This is a genomic window from uncultured Aquabacterium sp. (genome assembly GCF_947366995.1).
Classification (GTDB): domain Bacteria; phylum Pseudomonadota; class Gammaproteobacteria; order Burkholderiales; family Burkholderiaceae_C; genus Aquabacterium.
The window spans coordinates 1-15771 of the sequence record NZ_CANBCC010000085.1; the positions used below are offsets into that span (position 1 = coordinate 1).

12 protein-coding genes are annotated in these 15771 nt (G+C 68.6%); 7 read left to right on the forward strand and 5 right to left on the reverse strand.

Annotated features, from left to right (window positions below; all coding sequences use genetic code 11):
- Positions 1–761: 761 nt before the first annotated feature.
- On the reverse strand, positions 762–3065 hold the full coding sequence (locus Q0Z44_RS16590; RefSeq protein WP_298014827.1) for an NADP-dependent malic enzyme: 2304 nt from the start codon (positions 3063–3065) through the stop codon (positions 762–764).
- Positions 3066–3218: 153 nt separating this feature from the next.
- Between Q0Z44_RS16590 and Q0Z44_RS16595 the strand changes: the two genes are divergently transcribed.
- Together Q0Z44_RS16595 and epsE are read left to right on the forward strand one after the other, a co-directional pair.
- Positions 3219–5609, forward strand: a complete 2391-nt coding sequence (locus Q0Z44_RS16595; RefSeq protein WP_298014829.1) for a GGDEF and EAL domain-containing protein — start codon at positions 3219–3221, stop codon at positions 5607–5609.
- A gap of 187 nt (positions 5610–5796) precedes the next feature.
- Positions 5797–6609 (forward strand): polysaccharide export protein EpsE, encoded by an 813-nt coding sequence (epsE, locus tag Q0Z44_RS16600; protein WP_298014831.1) that lies wholly within the window; start codon positions 5797–5799, stop codon positions 6607–6609.
- Positions 6610–6687: 78 nt separating this feature from the next.
- On the opposite strand, the gene Q0Z44_RS16605 is transcribed toward epsE, so the two are convergent.
- Positions 6688–7953, reverse strand: coding sequence for an RsmB/NOP family class I SAM-dependent RNA methyltransferase (locus Q0Z44_RS16605; protein ID WP_298014834.1), 1266 nt, complete (start codon positions 7951–7953; stop codon positions 6688–6690).
- On the reverse strand, positions 7907–8842 hold the full coding sequence (locus tag Q0Z44_RS16610; RefSeq protein ID WP_298014836.1) for a sterol desaturase family protein: 936 nt from the start codon (positions 8840–8842) through the stop codon (positions 7907–7909). Before Q0Z44_RS16610 ends, Q0Z44_RS16605 begins: the two co-directional genes overlap by 47 nt.
- Before the next feature lie 186 nt (positions 8843–9028).
- On the opposite strand from Q0Z44_RS16610, the gene Q0Z44_RS16615 reads away from it, so the two are divergent.
- The 3 genes from Q0Z44_RS16615 to Q0Z44_RS16625 all read left to right on the forward strand — a co-directional run bounded on the left by Q0Z44_RS16615 (position 9029) and on the right by Q0Z44_RS16625 (position 12908).
- Positions 9029–10027: an AraC family transcriptional regulator gene (locus Q0Z44_RS16615; RefSeq protein ID WP_298014838.1), complete on the forward strand. Its 999-nt coding sequence runs from the start codon at positions 9029–9031 to the stop codon at positions 10025–10027.
- A 133-nt stretch (positions 10028–10160) separates the two neighbouring features.
- On the forward strand, positions 10161–11744 hold the full coding sequence (locus Q0Z44_RS16620) for a methyl-accepting chemotaxis protein (protein WP_298014840.1): 1584 nt from the start codon (positions 10161–10163) through the stop codon (positions 11742–11744).
- 96 nt (positions 11745–11840) lie between these two features.
- A complete protein-coding gene (locus tag Q0Z44_RS16625) occupies positions 11841–12908 on the forward strand; it encodes an ionic transporter y4hA (protein ID WP_298014842.1) in 1068 nt (355 codons plus the stop codon).
- Between the two features lie 7 nt (positions 12909–12915).
- Here the strand turns inward: Q0Z44_RS16625 and Q0Z44_RS16630 are convergent, their stop codons facing one another.
- Positions 12916–13299, reverse strand: a complete 384-nt coding sequence (locus Q0Z44_RS16630) for a hypothetical protein (RefSeq protein WP_298014844.1) — start codon at positions 13297–13299, stop codon at positions 12916–12918.
- Between the two features lie 183 nt (positions 13300–13482).
- Between Q0Z44_RS16630 and Q0Z44_RS16635 the strand changes: the two genes are divergently transcribed.
- Together Q0Z44_RS16635 and Q0Z44_RS16640 are read left to right on the forward strand one after the other, a co-directional pair.
- On the forward strand, positions 13483–14106 hold the full coding sequence (locus Q0Z44_RS16635) for a DUF2238 domain-containing protein (RefSeq protein WP_298014845.1): 624 nt from the start codon (positions 13483–13485) through the stop codon (positions 14104–14106).
- Positions 14107–14118: 12 nt separating this feature from the next.
- Positions 14119–15381, forward strand: a complete 1263-nt coding sequence (locus Q0Z44_RS16640) for a DUF445 domain-containing protein (RefSeq protein WP_298014847.1) — start codon at positions 14119–14121, stop codon at positions 15379–15381.
- A gap of 6 nt (positions 15382–15387) precedes the next feature.
- On the opposite strand, the gene Q0Z44_RS16645 is transcribed toward Q0Z44_RS16640, so the two are convergent.
- Positions 15388–15747 (reverse strand): zinc ribbon domain-containing protein, encoded by a 360-nt coding sequence (locus Q0Z44_RS16645; protein ID WP_298014849.1) that lies wholly within the window; start codon positions 15745–15747, stop codon positions 15388–15390.
- Between the last annotated feature and the right edge of the window lie 24 nt (positions 15748–15771).

Consider the following 15771-nt stretch of genomic DNA (forward strand, 5'->3'; position numbering starts at 1 on the left):
GAGATGTTATCCGGTGACTGGAGTTCAGACGTGTGCTCTTCCGATCTCCTTGAAGCAGCAGCATGGACGTGGGCACGGTGTGCAGGCCCTTGGGCAGGGCCAGCGCGTACACCGGCAGGAACAGCAACGCCGAGGCGATCGTCACGAAGCGCGTGAGCAGCCAAGCGTCGTACACCCACTTGCGCACCAGCACGCTGTAGGTGGCCCAGCACAGGGATCCGGTCAGCAGCAACAGGTCGCCCCCGAGGGTCGAGGGGCCCTGGCCCAGACCGGCCACGACCGGCGCAGCCATGCAGGTCACGCCGAGGGCGATGGGCACCAGCGCCCACAGCCGTTGGCGCGACGGGCGGGCGCCGAGCAGCACCCACGCAATCGCCGTGACAAGAAAGGGCTGCATGCCGGGGATGAGGATGCCCCCGTGTGCGGCCGGCGCGAGCTTGAAGCCCAGGTAGACAAAGATCAGAAAGCCCAGGCAGCCGATGACGGCCAGCGCCCACAGCTTGGGATCCCGCCACGTGACCGCTGGCAGGCGCAACGACAGCGGCAGCATCACCAGCGAGGCCACGCCGAGCCGCAGCGCCACGATGTCCCAGCCCGTCAGGCCGGTCTTGCCGCCGAGGCGGGACACCAGGATGAAGCCCGCCCAGATCACCACAGTGGCCAGGGCGGCGGCATAGCCGTGCCACAGGCGTGGCGCGGCGGAGGAGGGCGGGACGACGGTGCTCATGGTTGGCCGCGAGTCTGCCACGCGGCCAGCCCGCTCACTTGGTGGCGTGGGCCACGGCCACAGCCGTCATGTTGACAATGCGGCGCACCGTGGCAGACGGGTTGAGGATGTGCACGGGGGCCGCGGCGCCCAGCAGGATCGGGCCCACCGTCACGCCATTGCCACCGGTCATCTTCAGCACGTTGAACAGGATGTTGGCCGCATCCAGGTTCGGGCAGATCAGGATGTTGGCCGTGCCGTCCAGCGTGGTCTCGGGCAGCAGCTTGCTGCGCAGCGACTCGCTGAGCGCCGCGTCGCCCTGCATCTCGCCATCGGCGGGGATGTGGGGCATGCGGGCCACGAAGATGTCGCGGGCCTGGCGCATCTTCTGCGCCGAAGGACGACGGCTCGAGCCGAACATCGAGTGCGACAGGAAGGCCACGCGCGGCGGCAGGCCGAAGCGCTGCACCTCTTCCACCGCCAGCATGGCGATGTCGGCCAGCTGTTCGGCCGTCGGGTCTTCGTTGACGAAGGTGTCGGCGATGAACAGGTTGTGCTGGTCCAGAATCAGCGCGTTCAGCGCAGCCAGGCCGTGGGCACCCGGCTTCACGCCGATCACCTCACGCACATGGTCGAGGTGGTAGTCGTAGCGGCCGATGACCCCGCAGATCATGCCGTCGGCGTCGCCCATCTTCACCAGCATGGTGGCGATCAGCGAGTTCGAGCGGCGCACGGCCACCTTGGCCAACTCGGGCGTGAAGCCATCGCGCGAACGCAGGCGGCGGTAGGCCTCGACGTACTGCTTGAAGCGGTCGTCCTTGGCCGGGTTCACGATCTCGCAGTTCTCGCCCGGCTGCAGGCGCAGGCCGGCGCGCTCGATGCGGCTGGTGATGATGTCCGGACGGCCCACCAGCACAGGGAAGGCCAGGCCTTCGTCCACGGCGATCTGGGCGGCGCGCAGCACGCGGTCGTCCTCGCCCTCGGCATAGGCAATGCGCTTGCGCGCGGCGGCGGCCTTGGCACCCAGGAACAGCGGGCGCATGAACAGGCCCGTGTTGGTGACGAACTGCGACAGCGAGTCGCGGTAGGCCTTCAGGTCGGCGATGGGGCGCGTGGCCACGCCCGAGGCCGCGGCGGCTTCGGCCACCGCCGGCGCGATGCGCAGGATCAAGCGCGAGTCGAACGGCGTCGGGATCAGGTAGTCGGGGCCGAAGCGCAGTTCGCGGCCCGGGTAGGCTGCGGCCACTTCGTCCGAGATCTCGGCCTTGGCCAGGTCGGCGATCTGGCGCACGCAGGCCAGCTTCATTGCTTCGGTGATCTTCGTGGCGCCGCAATCCAGCGCGCCGCGGAAGATATACGGGAAGCACAGGACATTGTTGACCTGGTTCGGGTAGTCGGAGCGGCCCGTGGCGATGATGCAGTCCGGGCGGGCGGCCTTCGCGATCTCCGGGCGGATTTCGGGCTCCGGGTTGGCCAGCGCCAGGATGATGGGCTTGTCGGCCATGGTCTTGACCATGTCGCCCGTCAGCACACCCGGGGCCGAGCAACCCAGGAACACGTCGGCGCCCTCGATCACGTCGGCCAGCGTGCGGGCCGTGGTGGTCTGGCAGTAACGGCGCTTGGATTCATCCAGCTTGGCTGCATCGGCGCGGTCGCTGTGGATCACTCCCTTGGAGTCGCACACGAAGATGTGCTCGCGCTTGACGCCCAGGCCGACCATCACATCAAGGCAGGCGATGGCTGCAGCACCGGCACCCGACACGGCCACCTTGACCGCGCCGATGTCCTTGCCCACCAGCTCGAGGCCGTTCAGCAGCGCCGCGCTCGAGATGATGGCCGTGCCATGTTGATCGTCATGGAACACGGGGATGTTCATGCGCGCCGACAGCTGCTTCTCGATGTAGAAGCACTCGGGCGCCTTGATGTCTTCGAGGTTGATGCCGCCGAGCGTGGGCTCGAGCGCGGCAATGATCTCGACCAGCTTGTCCGGATCGCGCTCGGCCAGTTCGATGTCGAACACGTCGATGCCGGCGAACTTCTTGAACAGACAGCCCTTGCCTTCCATCACCGGCTTCGATGCCAGCGGGCCGATGTCGCCCAGGCCCAGCACGGCGGTGCCGTTGGTCACCACCGCCACCAGGTTGCCGCGTGACGTGAAATCGGCCGCCAGGGTTGGGTCCTGTTCGATGGCCAGACAGGGGTAGGCCACGCCCGGCGAATACGCCAGAGACAGGTCGCGCTGGTTGGACAGCGGCTTGGTCGGCGTGACGGCAATCTTGCCGCGCGAAGGCAGGCGGTGGTACTCCAGCGCCGCGTCGCGCAGCGCCTGTTCGGCATCAGACAGGTTCTTGGAAGTCATGGATGAGGTCCATTCCAGGGGAAGGGCTGGGATGGTACGCCAATCCGTCACCCATTCAGGTGTCGGGTTTCACCTTGAAAGCCCCATGTTTGCGGGCGCCTCCGCGGTTTGCCCTTAGGTCGGAACGACACATTTGACGTCATGATCCATGGCATGGCAGAGCAGTACGAACCCACCCCGCATGGTTTGAGCCGGTTCAGGCAATCCTTGAAAGCCTGGCTCGACGAGGTGCGCCCCTGTGTCGACCTCGACGGGCCGCACGTGGCGCACTTCCGGGCGCGCCAGATCCAGGCGCTGATGGCCTTGCTGCCCTTGAGCGTCATCGGCAACGCGGTCAACACCGTCACGCTGGCGTGGGTCTTCTGGGATCGCATGGGCGAGCCGCTCTGGCTGGCCGCGTGGTGCCTGGCGGTGGTGCTGTCGCTCGGCGTGATCGGATTGCTGTGGCGCCACCGCCTGATCAGCGATGGCCGCAAACGCGTGGCCAGCCCGCGCGCCATCCGGGTGGTGGTCGCCCACATGGGGCTGTTTGCGGCGCTGTGGGCCACCCTGCCCGTGGTGCTGTTCCCCGATGCGGACGAGATCGGCTCGCTCCTGCTGTCCACGGTCAGCGTGGGCATGATCTGCGGTGGGGCCTTCATGCTGAGCCCGCTGGCGCCCGCCGCGCTGGCCTATGTGGGCGTGCTGTTCTGCGGGTGTCTGCTGGCGCTGATGCGATCGCCTTATGCCGACAACGGCGCCCTGATGGTGATGCTGTCCGTGTACGCAGTCGTGATGGTGGGCATCATCTTCACCAACGGCCGGATGTTCATCAGCCGCCTGCGCGCACAGGCGGAAACCGAGCGGCAGAAGCAGCTGATCGACCTGCTGCTGCGCGATTTCGAGGAGCATGCGTCCGACTGGCTGTGGGAGATCAATGCCGAGGGCCGCTTGCGTCACGTGTCGACGCGGCTGGCCCAGTCGTTTGCCCTGCCCGTGCGCCAGTTGCTCGACCGCAGCCTGACCGGGCTGCTGGCCGAGATGCTGCCGCCCGATGAGCCGGAAGGGGCGCACAGCCTGCGCCACCTCACCAGCTGCCTGCGGCTGGGGCAGCCCTTCCGCGACATTGAGCTGCCTGTGGAAGTGGGGCACGAGGTGCGCTGGTGGTCACTGACGGCCAAGCCGCTGTTCGATGAGCGCGGCCGTGCGGCCGGCTGGCGTGGCGTGGGCTCGGACATCACGCAGACACGTCAGGCCCGCGACGAGCTGGCTCGCCTGGCCAATTACGACGCCCTGACCGGGCTGGCCAACCGCCACCGCTTCAGCACCGAGCTCGACCGCTTGAGCCGCTCGCCCGAGGAGGCCACCCGGCCCTGTTCGCTGCTGTTCATCGACCTCGACAACTTCAAGCAGATCAACGACACACTGGGCCACACCGTGGGCGACCAGTTGCTGCGGCGCCTGGGTGCCCGGCTGCGCACCTGTGTGACCGATGGCGACCTGCTGGCCCGGCTGGGGGGCGACGAGTTCGCCCTGCTGACGTGGGCCCATGCCGATGCCGTGGCGGCCGATGCGCTGGCCGCCCGGATGCTGGCCCTGATCCGCGAGCCGCTGCAGCTGGAAGACGCCCAGGTGGTGGTGCATGCCAGCATCGGGATTGCCGAAGCCCCGCGCGACGGCAGCGATCCGCGCGCGCTGTTGCAGTGTGCCGACCTGGCGCTGTACGCGGCCAAGGCGGCTGGCCGGGCCACGTGGCGCCACTTCGCGCCCGAGATGGCCGCCCAGGCCCTGGCCCGCGCCCGCCTGCAGCACGAGCTCGGGCAGGCCTTGCAGGCCGAGCAGTTCACGCTGCACTTCCAGCCTCAGATGCGTCTGCATGATGGCGAGGTGCTCGGCTTCGAGGCCCTGGTGCGCTGGCAGCACTCCGAGCGCGGCCTGGTCGGGCCGGGCGAGTTCATCCCGGTGGCGGAAGAAACCGGTCAGATCGTGCCGCTGGGTACCTGGGTGCTGCGCGAGGCTTGCCGCCAGGCCGCGCGCTGGCCGGCGCACCTGCGCGTGGCGGTGAACCTGTCGGCGGTGCAGTTCCGCAGCCTGTCGGTCATCGACCTGGTGGACCAGGCGCTGGCCGAGAGCGGGCTGGCCCCCGAAAGGCTGGAACTCGAGATCACCGAATCGGCGCTGATCGACGACCACGAAGGCGCGCACGACACGCTGAGTGCCCTGCGGACCCGCGGCGTGCGCATCGCGATGGACGACTTCGGCACGGGCTATTCGTCGCTGGCCTATCTGCGGCGGCTGCCGATCGACAAGCTCAAGATCGACGGCCTGTTCGTGCGGGCGCTGGGGAGCGACCCTGACGCCCAGGCCGTGGTCACCGCCATCATCAGCCTGGCGCGCGCCCTGCGGCTCGAGACCACCGCCGAGGGCATCGAATCGGTGGAGCAGCTGGCGATGCTGAAGGCGCTCGGATGCGACGACGTGCAGGGCTTTCTGGTGGCCCGGCCCATGGCTTCCGAAGACGTTTCGCCCTACCTGCAGCGCACGTGTGCGCTGGTTGCGGCCTGAGCACCCCCTCGGTTCGGGGGCCTGCGCTCACCCGCGCACGCGGGGGCCAGGGGAACCACCCACCCCGCGCCGAGTCCATCATGCTGACGTTGTATCGTTGCCGGGCGGTGGTCGCCACCGACCGGTGTACATTGCCTGCGACCCGCCCCTGCCGGGGCGTTGAACCATCAATTAGAGGACAGATCGTATGAAGTGGATGCGTGAGATTGCGCGCTGGCTGGTGGCGGCCACGCTGCTGGGCAGCGGCCTGGCAGCCCAGGCGGCACCCCAGGCCGACTATGTGCTGGGTGTGGGCGACCTGGTCCGGGTGACGGTGTACCAGAACCCCGACCTGACCCTCGAAACCCGCATCAACGAAGGCGGCACCATCTCGTACCCGCTGCTGGGCTCTGTCAAAGTGGGCGGCCTGTCGGTCGTCGCTGCCGAGAAGAAGATCGCCGACGGCCTGCGCGAGGGCAACTACCTCAAGCAGCCGCAGGTCACCATCCTGCTGATGGCCGTGAAGGCCAACCAGGTGTCGGTGCTCGGTCTGGTGAACAAGCCGGGTCGCTATCCGCTGGAAGCCGGCACCTCCAAGCTCAGCGAAGTGCTGGCCGCCGCCGGGGGCACCGTGGCGGGTTCGGCATCCGATACCGTCGTGATCTCCGGCCTGCGCAACGGCAAGCCCTTCCGCAAGGAGATCGACTTCCCCAAGGTGTTCGCCTCGATGGGCACCGTGGACGACATCCCCCTGGAAAACGGCGACGCCATCTGGGTCGACCGCGCCCCGCAGATCTACATCTACGGCGAAGTGCAGCGCCCCGGCGTGCAGATCCTCCTGCGTGACACCACGCTGCTGCAGGCACTGGCCTCGGCCGGCGGCCTGAACATGCGCGGCACCGAGCGCGGCATCCGCGTGCACCGCCGCGACGAGTCCGGTGAGGTCAAGATCGTGCAGCCCGGCATGAACGACCGCCTGCAGGCGGGCGACGTGGTCTACGTGCGCGAAAGCCTGTTCTGATGCGCTGATCACGGCAGCGTGCAAACAAAAAGGCCCGGTCGAACCGGGCCTTTTTTCGTGGGACGTCGACGGCCGAGGTCAGGCCTTCTTTTCCCAGGCCGCTGCGTAAAACCCGTCGGTGGCATGCACGTGCGGCCAAAGGCGCAGGTGGCCGGCGGGCGTCACCAGGCTGCTCGCGTCGGGCACGCCGGCCAGTTCCAGCTTTTCCTTGGCGTCCAGGGGCACGAAGTCCGGGTGGGCTGCGGTGAAAGCGTCGGCAATCACCTCGTTTTCAGCCGGGATGAGGCTGCAGGTGGCATAGACCAGGCGGCCGCCCGGTTTGAGCAGGCGCGCCGCGCTGGCCAGAATGGCCGTCTGCTTGGCCTGCAGTTCCTCGATCGCCTTGGGGCTCTGGCGCCACTTCAGGTCGGGGTTGCGGCGCAGCGTGCCCAGGCCCGAGCACGGTGCGTCGACCAGCACGCGGTCGATCTTGCCGCGCAGGCGCTTGATCCGGTCGTCGTTCTCGTGCGCGATCTGCGCCGAGTACACGTTGGACAGGCCGCTGCGCGCCAGGCGCGGTTTGAGGTTCTCCAGCCGGTGGCCCGAGACGTCGAAGGCGTAGAGCCGGCCGGTGTTGCGCATCATGCCGCCCAGGGCCAGCGTCTTGCCACCGGCGCCTGCGCAGAAGTCGACCACCATCTCGCCGCGCTTGGCGCCGGTCAGCAGGGCCAGCAGTTGGCTGCCTTCGTCCTGCACCTCGACATGGCCCTCGGTGTAGAGCGGCAGCTTCTGCAGGTTGGGCTTGCCATCGATCCGGATGCCCATGGGCGAGTACGGCGTGGGCTGGGCCTCGATGCCCGCCTCGGCCAGCTGGGCCAGCACGTCCTCGCGCTTGGCCTTGATGGCGTTCACGCGCAGATCGAGCGGGGCCCCGCCGGCCAGGCGCTCGACCAGGGCCCAGAAGCTGGCGTCGTCGAGCTGCTCGCGCAGCTTGTTCGACAGCCAGTCGGGCATGTTATGACGCAGCTTGTCGGGCAGCGTGCTGCGGTCGATGGTGGCCGTGCGGGCCAGCCAGGCCTGTTCGTCGGCCGTGGCGCCGTTCTTGATGATGTAGGACTGACCCTGCCAGGCCAGCAGCACCAGGCGGCGCTCCATCGGGCCGTGGCCCGACTGGGCCAAGTGGGCCCACAGCAGGCGCTGGCGTAGCACGGCGTAGGCGGTCTCGGCCAGGGCGTGGCGCTCGCGGGCGCCCAGCGCCTTGTGCTTGCGGAAGAAATAGGAAACGATGCTGTCGGCCGGGGCGTCGAGCTTGAGCACCTCACGGACGAGTTGCGTCGTGAGGTCGATGAGGGCGTTCGGGTGCATGGGGGCGATTATCCCAGCTTGGCTGCGGTCGCTCCCACTCCGGGGGCGCCCACAGGTGCTTGAGGCGCATCGCGAGCGGCCCGGGGCGCAGCATGTCGCGCCCCATCGTCACCCACTCGTGCACGGTCAGCCAGACCGGGTTGTGGCTGTGAACGGGGCGCACCAGGCCGTAATCGGGCGATTCCGTTTCTTCCACGAAAGTGCCGAACAGCCGGTCGAACACGATGAGCGTGCCGCCATAGTTGCGATCGATGTAGCGCGGGTTGCGGCCGTGGTGCGCGCGGTGGTGCGAGGGCGTGTTGAAGAAGAACTCGACGAGGGGATGCAGCTTGCCTACCCATTGCGTGTGCACGAAGAACTGGTAGGCCAGGTTGCACGACAGCGCGAACAGCACCCAGCGGGGCTCGAAACCGATCCACACCATGGGCAGGTAGAAGAGCCAGTTGCCGGCCACCGGGTAGAGCCAGCTCTGCCGCATGGCGGTGGTGAAGTTCATGTGCTCCGAGCCATGGTGCACCACGTGGGCACACCAGAACCAGCGGATGCGGTGGCTGGCGCGGTGGAACCAGTAATAGCAGAACTCGACCCCCAGATAGAGGGCCGCGAAGCTGAGGGGCGTGATCGCGATGTGCGTGAGCTGGCGGGCGGCTACCCATTCCATGGCAGGCAGCACGAGCGCGATCACCAGGAGCACGTCGACCAGCGTGTAGACGCCACCCAGGTTCAGGCTGTCAAGGCTGTCTCGCCAGTGATAGCGGCCGTGGCCCCGCCAGCGCCAGGCTTCGAGCGCCACCACCGCGAGGAACACGGGCGAGAGCGCCACAAGCAGCCAGTCGCTCGCTTCGGTGCGGGCCAGCCAGTCGCGGAGGAAGGCAATCGCGTCGGTCATGGGGCGTGAGGGCAGGAGGCGGTGAGGGCCTCCATGGTGATCACCTGCACGCATTCCTGCTTGACGAAGCGGGCCAATTTCTTGACGCTTCACGCCAATGTGCAACGTGGCTGGCTGTGTGAAATCCGCATGGGCAGGCAGGCGGGGGCCGGGCAAGATCGTCCGATTGTTGTGGTGCAGGCTGTCATGACGGAAAACCGGGTCGCTTCCAGCTACGTGCGGCTGTTGTATGAATATGTGGAGCGACAGGGGAAGGACCCTGTCGCGGTGCTCGGCGAGCCGCTGGACGACGCCGTGCATTTCGTGCCGATGGCGCGCTGGCAGACCATGCTGGCGCGCGTCGACGAACTGGAGCGCAGGCCGGCGCTGGCTTTGCGCATTGCGGAAGGCATCGGGGCGCGGCATTTCGGTGTGGTGGGTTACGCGGCGCTGGCGTGCGGCAGCCTGGCTGAGGCGTTGCAGCGGCTGGAGCGTTTTCATGCGTCGGTGTACGACGCGAACCCCGCGCAGGTGACGGTTCAGCCCGATGGGGTGTGCATTGAATGGGGCGTGGCCCGGGGGCGCCCCGGTGCGCTGGTCGACGAGACGGCGATCGCCTCGCTGGTGCAGCTGGCGCGCGATCTGACCGGCCGCTACTGGCCCGTGCGCCATGTGGGCTTCGTGAACCCGGCACCGATGTGGGTGCAGCCGTACGAGGACTTCTTTGGCGGGCAGGTCGGCTTTGACGAGCCCGTCACGCGGCTGGTGTTCGATCCGGAGGTGCTGGCGCTGCCGCTGCGCAAGTCGGATCCGGCCCTGCTGACCCTGCTCGATCACCAGGCCGAGCAGTTGCTGGCGGAGGTGGCCACGGTGCCCGCGGTGGTCGATGCGTGGCGGCGCACGCTGGTGCCGCTGATTCGCGAGGGGCAGACCTCGCTGGCCGCCCTCGCGGAAGCCCATCACATGAGCGCGCGCACGCTGCAACGCCGGCTGGCCGAGCAGGGCACGAGCTTCCAGGGCCTGCTGGACCAGACCCGGCGACACCTCGCCGAGCGCCACCTGCGCGACGCCCAGCTGGATCTGGCCGAGATCGCGCTGCTGCTGGGCTACTCCGAGCAGAGCGCCTTCACGCGGGCCTTCCGGTCGTGGACAGGGCTGGCGCCCGCGCAGTGGCGCCGTCGGAACGCCGCCGCCCTGGCGCGCTGATCCGTGCAGAATTCACAGCCCCGACCCGATTGCATTTAACGTGAATCGGTTCCCTCAAGTCGCGCCCGCCCTTGCCGAAAAACCGGGACGAACAAGGGTGCGCGGATCCAGCGCCCCGACCTGAGGAGACCGCATGCCTTTCCTTCCTGAGTCGATCAAGGCCAAGCTTGTCATGGCCTTTGGCGGCGTCGCCGGCATCGTCGTGGTGCTCGGCGGCATCGCGCTTTATTCGCTGACCGCCGCCACCGACCGGTTCACGACCTTTGTGCACGGCATCAACGCCCGGGCGATGCTGGCGGCCCAGGTGCAGACGTCGGTGGAGCGCCGCGCCATCGGTGCGCGCAACCTGGTGCTGACCGCCAACCCCGACGAACGCACGCGAGAGAAGGCCGTCATCGCTGCCGCGCATGCCGACGTCCAGCGTGAGCTCAAGCAGCTGGCCGACATGATGGCCGTGGCGACGGACGCCTCTGACGAAGCGCGGGCACTCGTCAACCGCATGCAGGAAGTTGAGCGCGCCTACGGGCCGGTGGCGCTGGCCATCGTGGACCTGGCCATGGCCGGTCAGGACGAAGAGGCGCGGCAGAAGCTGCAGGCGGAATGTGCGCCCTTGCTGGCCCGCCTGCGGGGGGTGATGACGGAGTACGGTGAACTGGTGGAGCGCCGTGCGGCCGGGCTGGCGAGCAACGCCGAGGAAGAGATGGCCGCGCGCCGTGCGATGCTGATGGTGGCCGTTGTGGCCGCCGTGCTGCTGAGCGTTGGAGGGGGCGTGCTGATCTCGCATGCGCTGATGGGCGACCTGGGTGCCGAGCCGTCTGACCTGAACCGGATTGCGCGCCAGGTGGCAGAGGGCGACCTCAGCCCGGTCCCCGGCCTCGAGAAGGCCGCGTCGCGCAGCGTGTTGGCCTCGCTGGGCGCCATGCAGAAGAGCCTGGCGGTGATCGTGAACCAGGTGCGGGAGTCGTCGGACACCATCGTGACGAGTTCGACGCAGATCGCCCAGGGCAACAACGACCTCAGCCAGCGCACCGAAGAGCAGGTGAACGCACTGCAGCAGACGGCCGCGACCATGGACGTGCTGGGCTCGATGGTCAGCAGCAACGCCGACAGCGCCCGCCAGGCCAGCGAACTGGCCGCCGGGGCCAGCGCGGTGGCGGGCAAGGGCGGCGAGGTGGTCAGCCAGGTGGTGGACACCATGCGCGGCATCAACGACAGCTCCAAGAAGATCTCGGACATCATCGGCGTGATCGACGGCATCGCCTTCCAGACCAACATCCTCGCGCTGAACGCGGCGGTGGAGGCGGCCCGCGCGGGCGAGCAGGGTCGGGGCTTCTCGGTGGTGGCCTCGGAGGTGCGCAGCCTGGCCCAGCGCAGTGCCACCTCGGCGCGCGAGATCAAGACGCTGATCACCGACAGCGTGGAGCAGGTGGGGCGCGGCACCGCCCTGGTGGACCAGGCGGGTGAAACCATGTCCGACATCGTGCGGGCGATCCAGCGCGTGACGGACATCGTGACCGAGATCAGCGAGTCGAGCAGCGAGCAGAGCCTGGGCGTGACCCAGATCGGCAACACCATCAACCAGATCGACGACACCACGCAGCGCAACGCGGCACTGGTGGAAGAGAGTGCGGCGGCGGCCGAGAGCCTGAAGGTGCAGGCCGACCGCCTGGCGCAGGTGGTTTCCAGCTTCCGGATCAACGGGCGCAGCCTCATGTGATGCAGCGTTAAGACCCGCAACAGACGGGGCGGGGCGCAGGCTTCCTACAATGGCCTGCGCCCCGCCCCTTTTTTTCAACCTGGAATCTGTTGCCCCATGCCGATCTGGTCCGTGCTCGTGCCCCTGGTCTCCGCCCTTCTGCTGGGTCTGTCGCAGAGCCTGGGCACCTCGGTCGGCGTGCTGACGCTGTTCGGTGTGGCGTTGATGCTGTCGGTGCTGGCCGCCGTGCACCACGCCGAGGTGGTGGCGCACAAGGTGGGCGAGCCGCTCGGCACGCTGGTGCTGGCGCTGGCCGTCACGGTGATCGAGGTGGCGCTGATCGTCTCCATCATGCTGGCCGGGGGCGCCAAGGCGGCCGCGGTGCCGCGTGACACGGTGTATGCGGCCATCATGATCATCTGCACCGGGGTGCTGGGGCTGTGCGTGTTGATCGGCGCGGCACGCCATCGCGTGCAGACCTTCCGCGTGGCCGGGGCCAACGCGGGGCTGAGCGCCTTGATGGCGCTCGCCACGCTGTCGCTGGTGCTACCCACCTTCACGACCACCACGGGCGAGGGCACCTACAGCAACGCCCAGCTGGTGTTTGCCGGTGTGGCGTCGCTCACGCTGTGGCTGGTGTTCATCTTCGTCCAGACGGTGCGCCACCGGGACTACTTCCTGCCCGAGGCGGACGCCAACAACGAGCATGTGCACGCCGAGCCGCCCCGGACCTGGCATGCGTGGGCCAGCGTCGGTTTGCTGCTGGTGGCGCTGGTGGCCGTGGTGGGCCTGGCCAAGCTGCTGTCGCCCAGCATCGAGCGCGCAGTCAGCGACGCCGGGCTGCCCAAGGCGGTGATTGGCGTGGTGATCGCGCTGCTGGTGCTGATGCCCGAGACGGTGGCGGCCGTGCGCGCCGCCCATGCCAACCGCCTGCAGACCAGTTTGAACCTGGCCATCGGCTCTGCGCTGGCCAGCATCGGGCTCACGATCCCGGCGGTGGCGGTGGTGTCTGTCTGGCTGGGCCTGCCGCTTCAGCTCGGCATCGAGGGCAAGGACCTGATCCTGCTGCTGCTGACCTTCGGTACGGCCATCCTGACCCTGGCGCAGGGGCGCACCACGGTCATGCAGGGGGCGGTGCACCTGGTGATCTTCGGGGCCTTTCTGTTCCTGACCCTGGTGCCCTGAGGCGCGATCAGGCCTGGTCGGTGGCGCGGGCGTGGGCGTTCCAGCCCGCCCGGTAGATGGCGCGCACCATGTCGTAGAACGAGCCAGGCGAGCGACGCAGCTCGTCGCATTCGGCATCCGTCAGGCTGGGGCAGGTGAGGATGGCCGGGGCACTCAGGTCGTCCGGTGGCGTGAAGCCCCGCTTGAGCAGTTCGTGCCGGCGGCTTTCTTCCTGGTAGATGCGCTCGTGCCCGAGTTGACGCAGCTCGTTCTGGACGAAGAGCAGGGTGCTGGTCGATTTCGACAGCACCAGGGTGGGCGGGTTGCTTCGCAGGGTCTCGAAGGCCGAGCGGGCCATGCCCCGGAGCTCATCCACGTCGGGCATGTCCGACACGTTCACAGAATCTTTCATGGCGCAGGCCGGGTCCTCGGTTGAGATCGGAGGCCGGGCCACGGCACACCCGTGTCGACCTCAGCCGCGATTGTTCGCGAGGGGCCCGCGCTTGTGGGGGCTTCGTGCGCTTTCATCGCGTGAAAGAACGGCTTCCTGCCAAATCCTGCGCGCTGCCTGCAGGGGGCCGGTTAGCATGGGGCCATGTCGCGCTCCATTCTGTTCCTGTCTGGCTCGGCCGTGCTCGTGGCCTTGCTCGTGCTGTCCGGCATGCATGCCTACGACCGGCCCACGTGGGCGCTCGAGGTGGCCCCCGTTTTCATTGCCTTGCCGCTGCTGTGGGCCACAGGACGCCGAGCGCCGCTCACGGCCTTGCTGTACGCGGCAATCTTCCTGCACGCGCTGGTGCTGATCCTGGGCGGCACCTATACCTACGCGCGCGTGCCGCTGGGCTTCTGGATGGCCGAGTGGCTCGACCTGCAGCGCAACCCGTACGACAAGATCGGGCACTTCTTCCAGGGCTTCGTGCCGGCCCTGGTGGCCCGCGAGATCCTGCTGCGCGGCCGCCATGTGCAAGGCCCGCGCATGCTGGCCTTTCTCGTGGTGTGCGTGGTGCTGGCCATCAGCGCCACCTACGAGCTGGTCGAATGGGGTGTCGCGGTGGCCATTGGCCAGGATGCGGACGCGTTTCTTGGCACGCAGGGGGATCCGTGGGACACACAGTCGGACATGGCCATGGCGCTGATCGGCTCGCTGGTGGCGCTCATGGGTTTTGCACGCTGCCAGGACCGGCAGATCGCGGCGCGGCCCTGGCCGGGCGGGCGCTGAGCCGGCGGTGCGATGACCAAGGCACAACGGCTCACCCGCATGAAGGCCCTGGCGACGGGGCTGCTGGTGTTGGCCGCAGGCCTGTACGGCCTGGCCATGGTGATGCAACAGCGCGTACCCGCTTGGGCCGGTGTGTGGGGTGCAGTGGCGGCCTTTGCCGAGGCCGCCATGATCGGCGCCATGGCGGACTGGTTTGCCGTGGTCGCGCTGTTCCGCCATCCGCTGGGCCTGCCCATTCCGCACACGGCCATCGTGCCGCGCAACCAGGCCCGCATCGGCGAGAACCTAGCGGCCTTCATCTGTGATCATTTCCTGGGCACGGCCCAGGTGGTCGAGCGGCTGCGGGCGTTCGATCCGGCCCGGCGCCTGGCGCAGTGGATGGCCGACCCGGCCCATGCCCGCCAGGCGTCCGAGCTGGCGACCGGGGCGGGCCGGCACGTGCTCACGGCGCTGGAAGACCCGCGCGTGGCCGCCTTCGTGCGCGAGGCGGTGTTGCGCCGCATGGCCGGCATCGACATCGCCACGTGGGCCGGCCGCCTGTTGGCCGTGCTGACGGAAGGGCGCCGACACCAGGCGCTGCTCGACGAGGTGCTGCAGCGCGTGGCCGCGCGGCTGGAGGACGAGGCGCTGCAGGCCGAGATTGCCGAGCGCATTGCGGCCGAAGTGCAGGTGCTGCGCATGGTGGGCCTGGACCTGGTGGCCGGGCGCATGGGCACGCGCAAGCTGGTGGCCGGCCTGGGGCGGCTGATAGCCGAGATGGGCGAAGACACCGCCCACCCCTTGCGCGCGCGCTTTGACGGCTTTGTGGCCCGCCTGGTGGACGACCTGCAGCACGATCCGGCCATGCGGCTGAAGGCCGAGACCCTGCGCGCCGACGTGCTGGCCCACCCCGCGCTGGCCGATTACGTGCAGCAGCTGTGGCAGCAGGCCGTCGAGGCCTTGCGGCGCGACCTGCATGCCGACGACGGCGTGATCCGCACCAGGCTGGCCGACGCGGTGCAGGCGCTGGGTGAGCGGCTGTCGGCCGACACCGCGATGCAGGACTGGCTCAACGGCCAGTGGCTGCAGGCCGCACCCGGTCTGGTGGCGCGGTGGCGGGAAGACATCCGCCGCCACATCACCGAGCGCGTGGCGCGCTGGCCGGCCGACGAACTCTCACGCGAACTGGAGCTGCACATCGGCCCGGACCTGCAGTACGTGCGGCTGAATGGCACGCTGGTGGGCGGGCTGATCGGCCTGCTCATCCACGCCGTGACCCACACGCTCATGCCCTGAGCCATTTCAGTGGCTGATCATCCACGGCCGCTTGGTGGGGAACATCTTGCTGCCGTTGGGAGCGGTCATGGTGGAGGTCTTGCGCGTGCCGGGCGAGCAGCAGCCGCAGCCAGCCGGGTGCCTGAGCCGCCCGTAGGCGCCTTCGGCGTAGCCTTTCGAGCTCATGGGGGCGTGGCGGGCCTGCTCGTTGCGGTCCAGCGCGGCGCGGGTGTCGCCGCTGAGGCAGGCCAGCCGCGGGGCACTGGCGAACACGCGGGGTGAGAGCGTGCCGCAGTCGGGGCACGCGGCCGGCTCGTTGCGTTGAGACAGGCTGCGGAATGCGTCGAAGCCCCCGCAGTCCGGGCAGGCGTAGTCGTAGGTGGGCATGCAGGGGCTCCTGGCAGGTCGGCA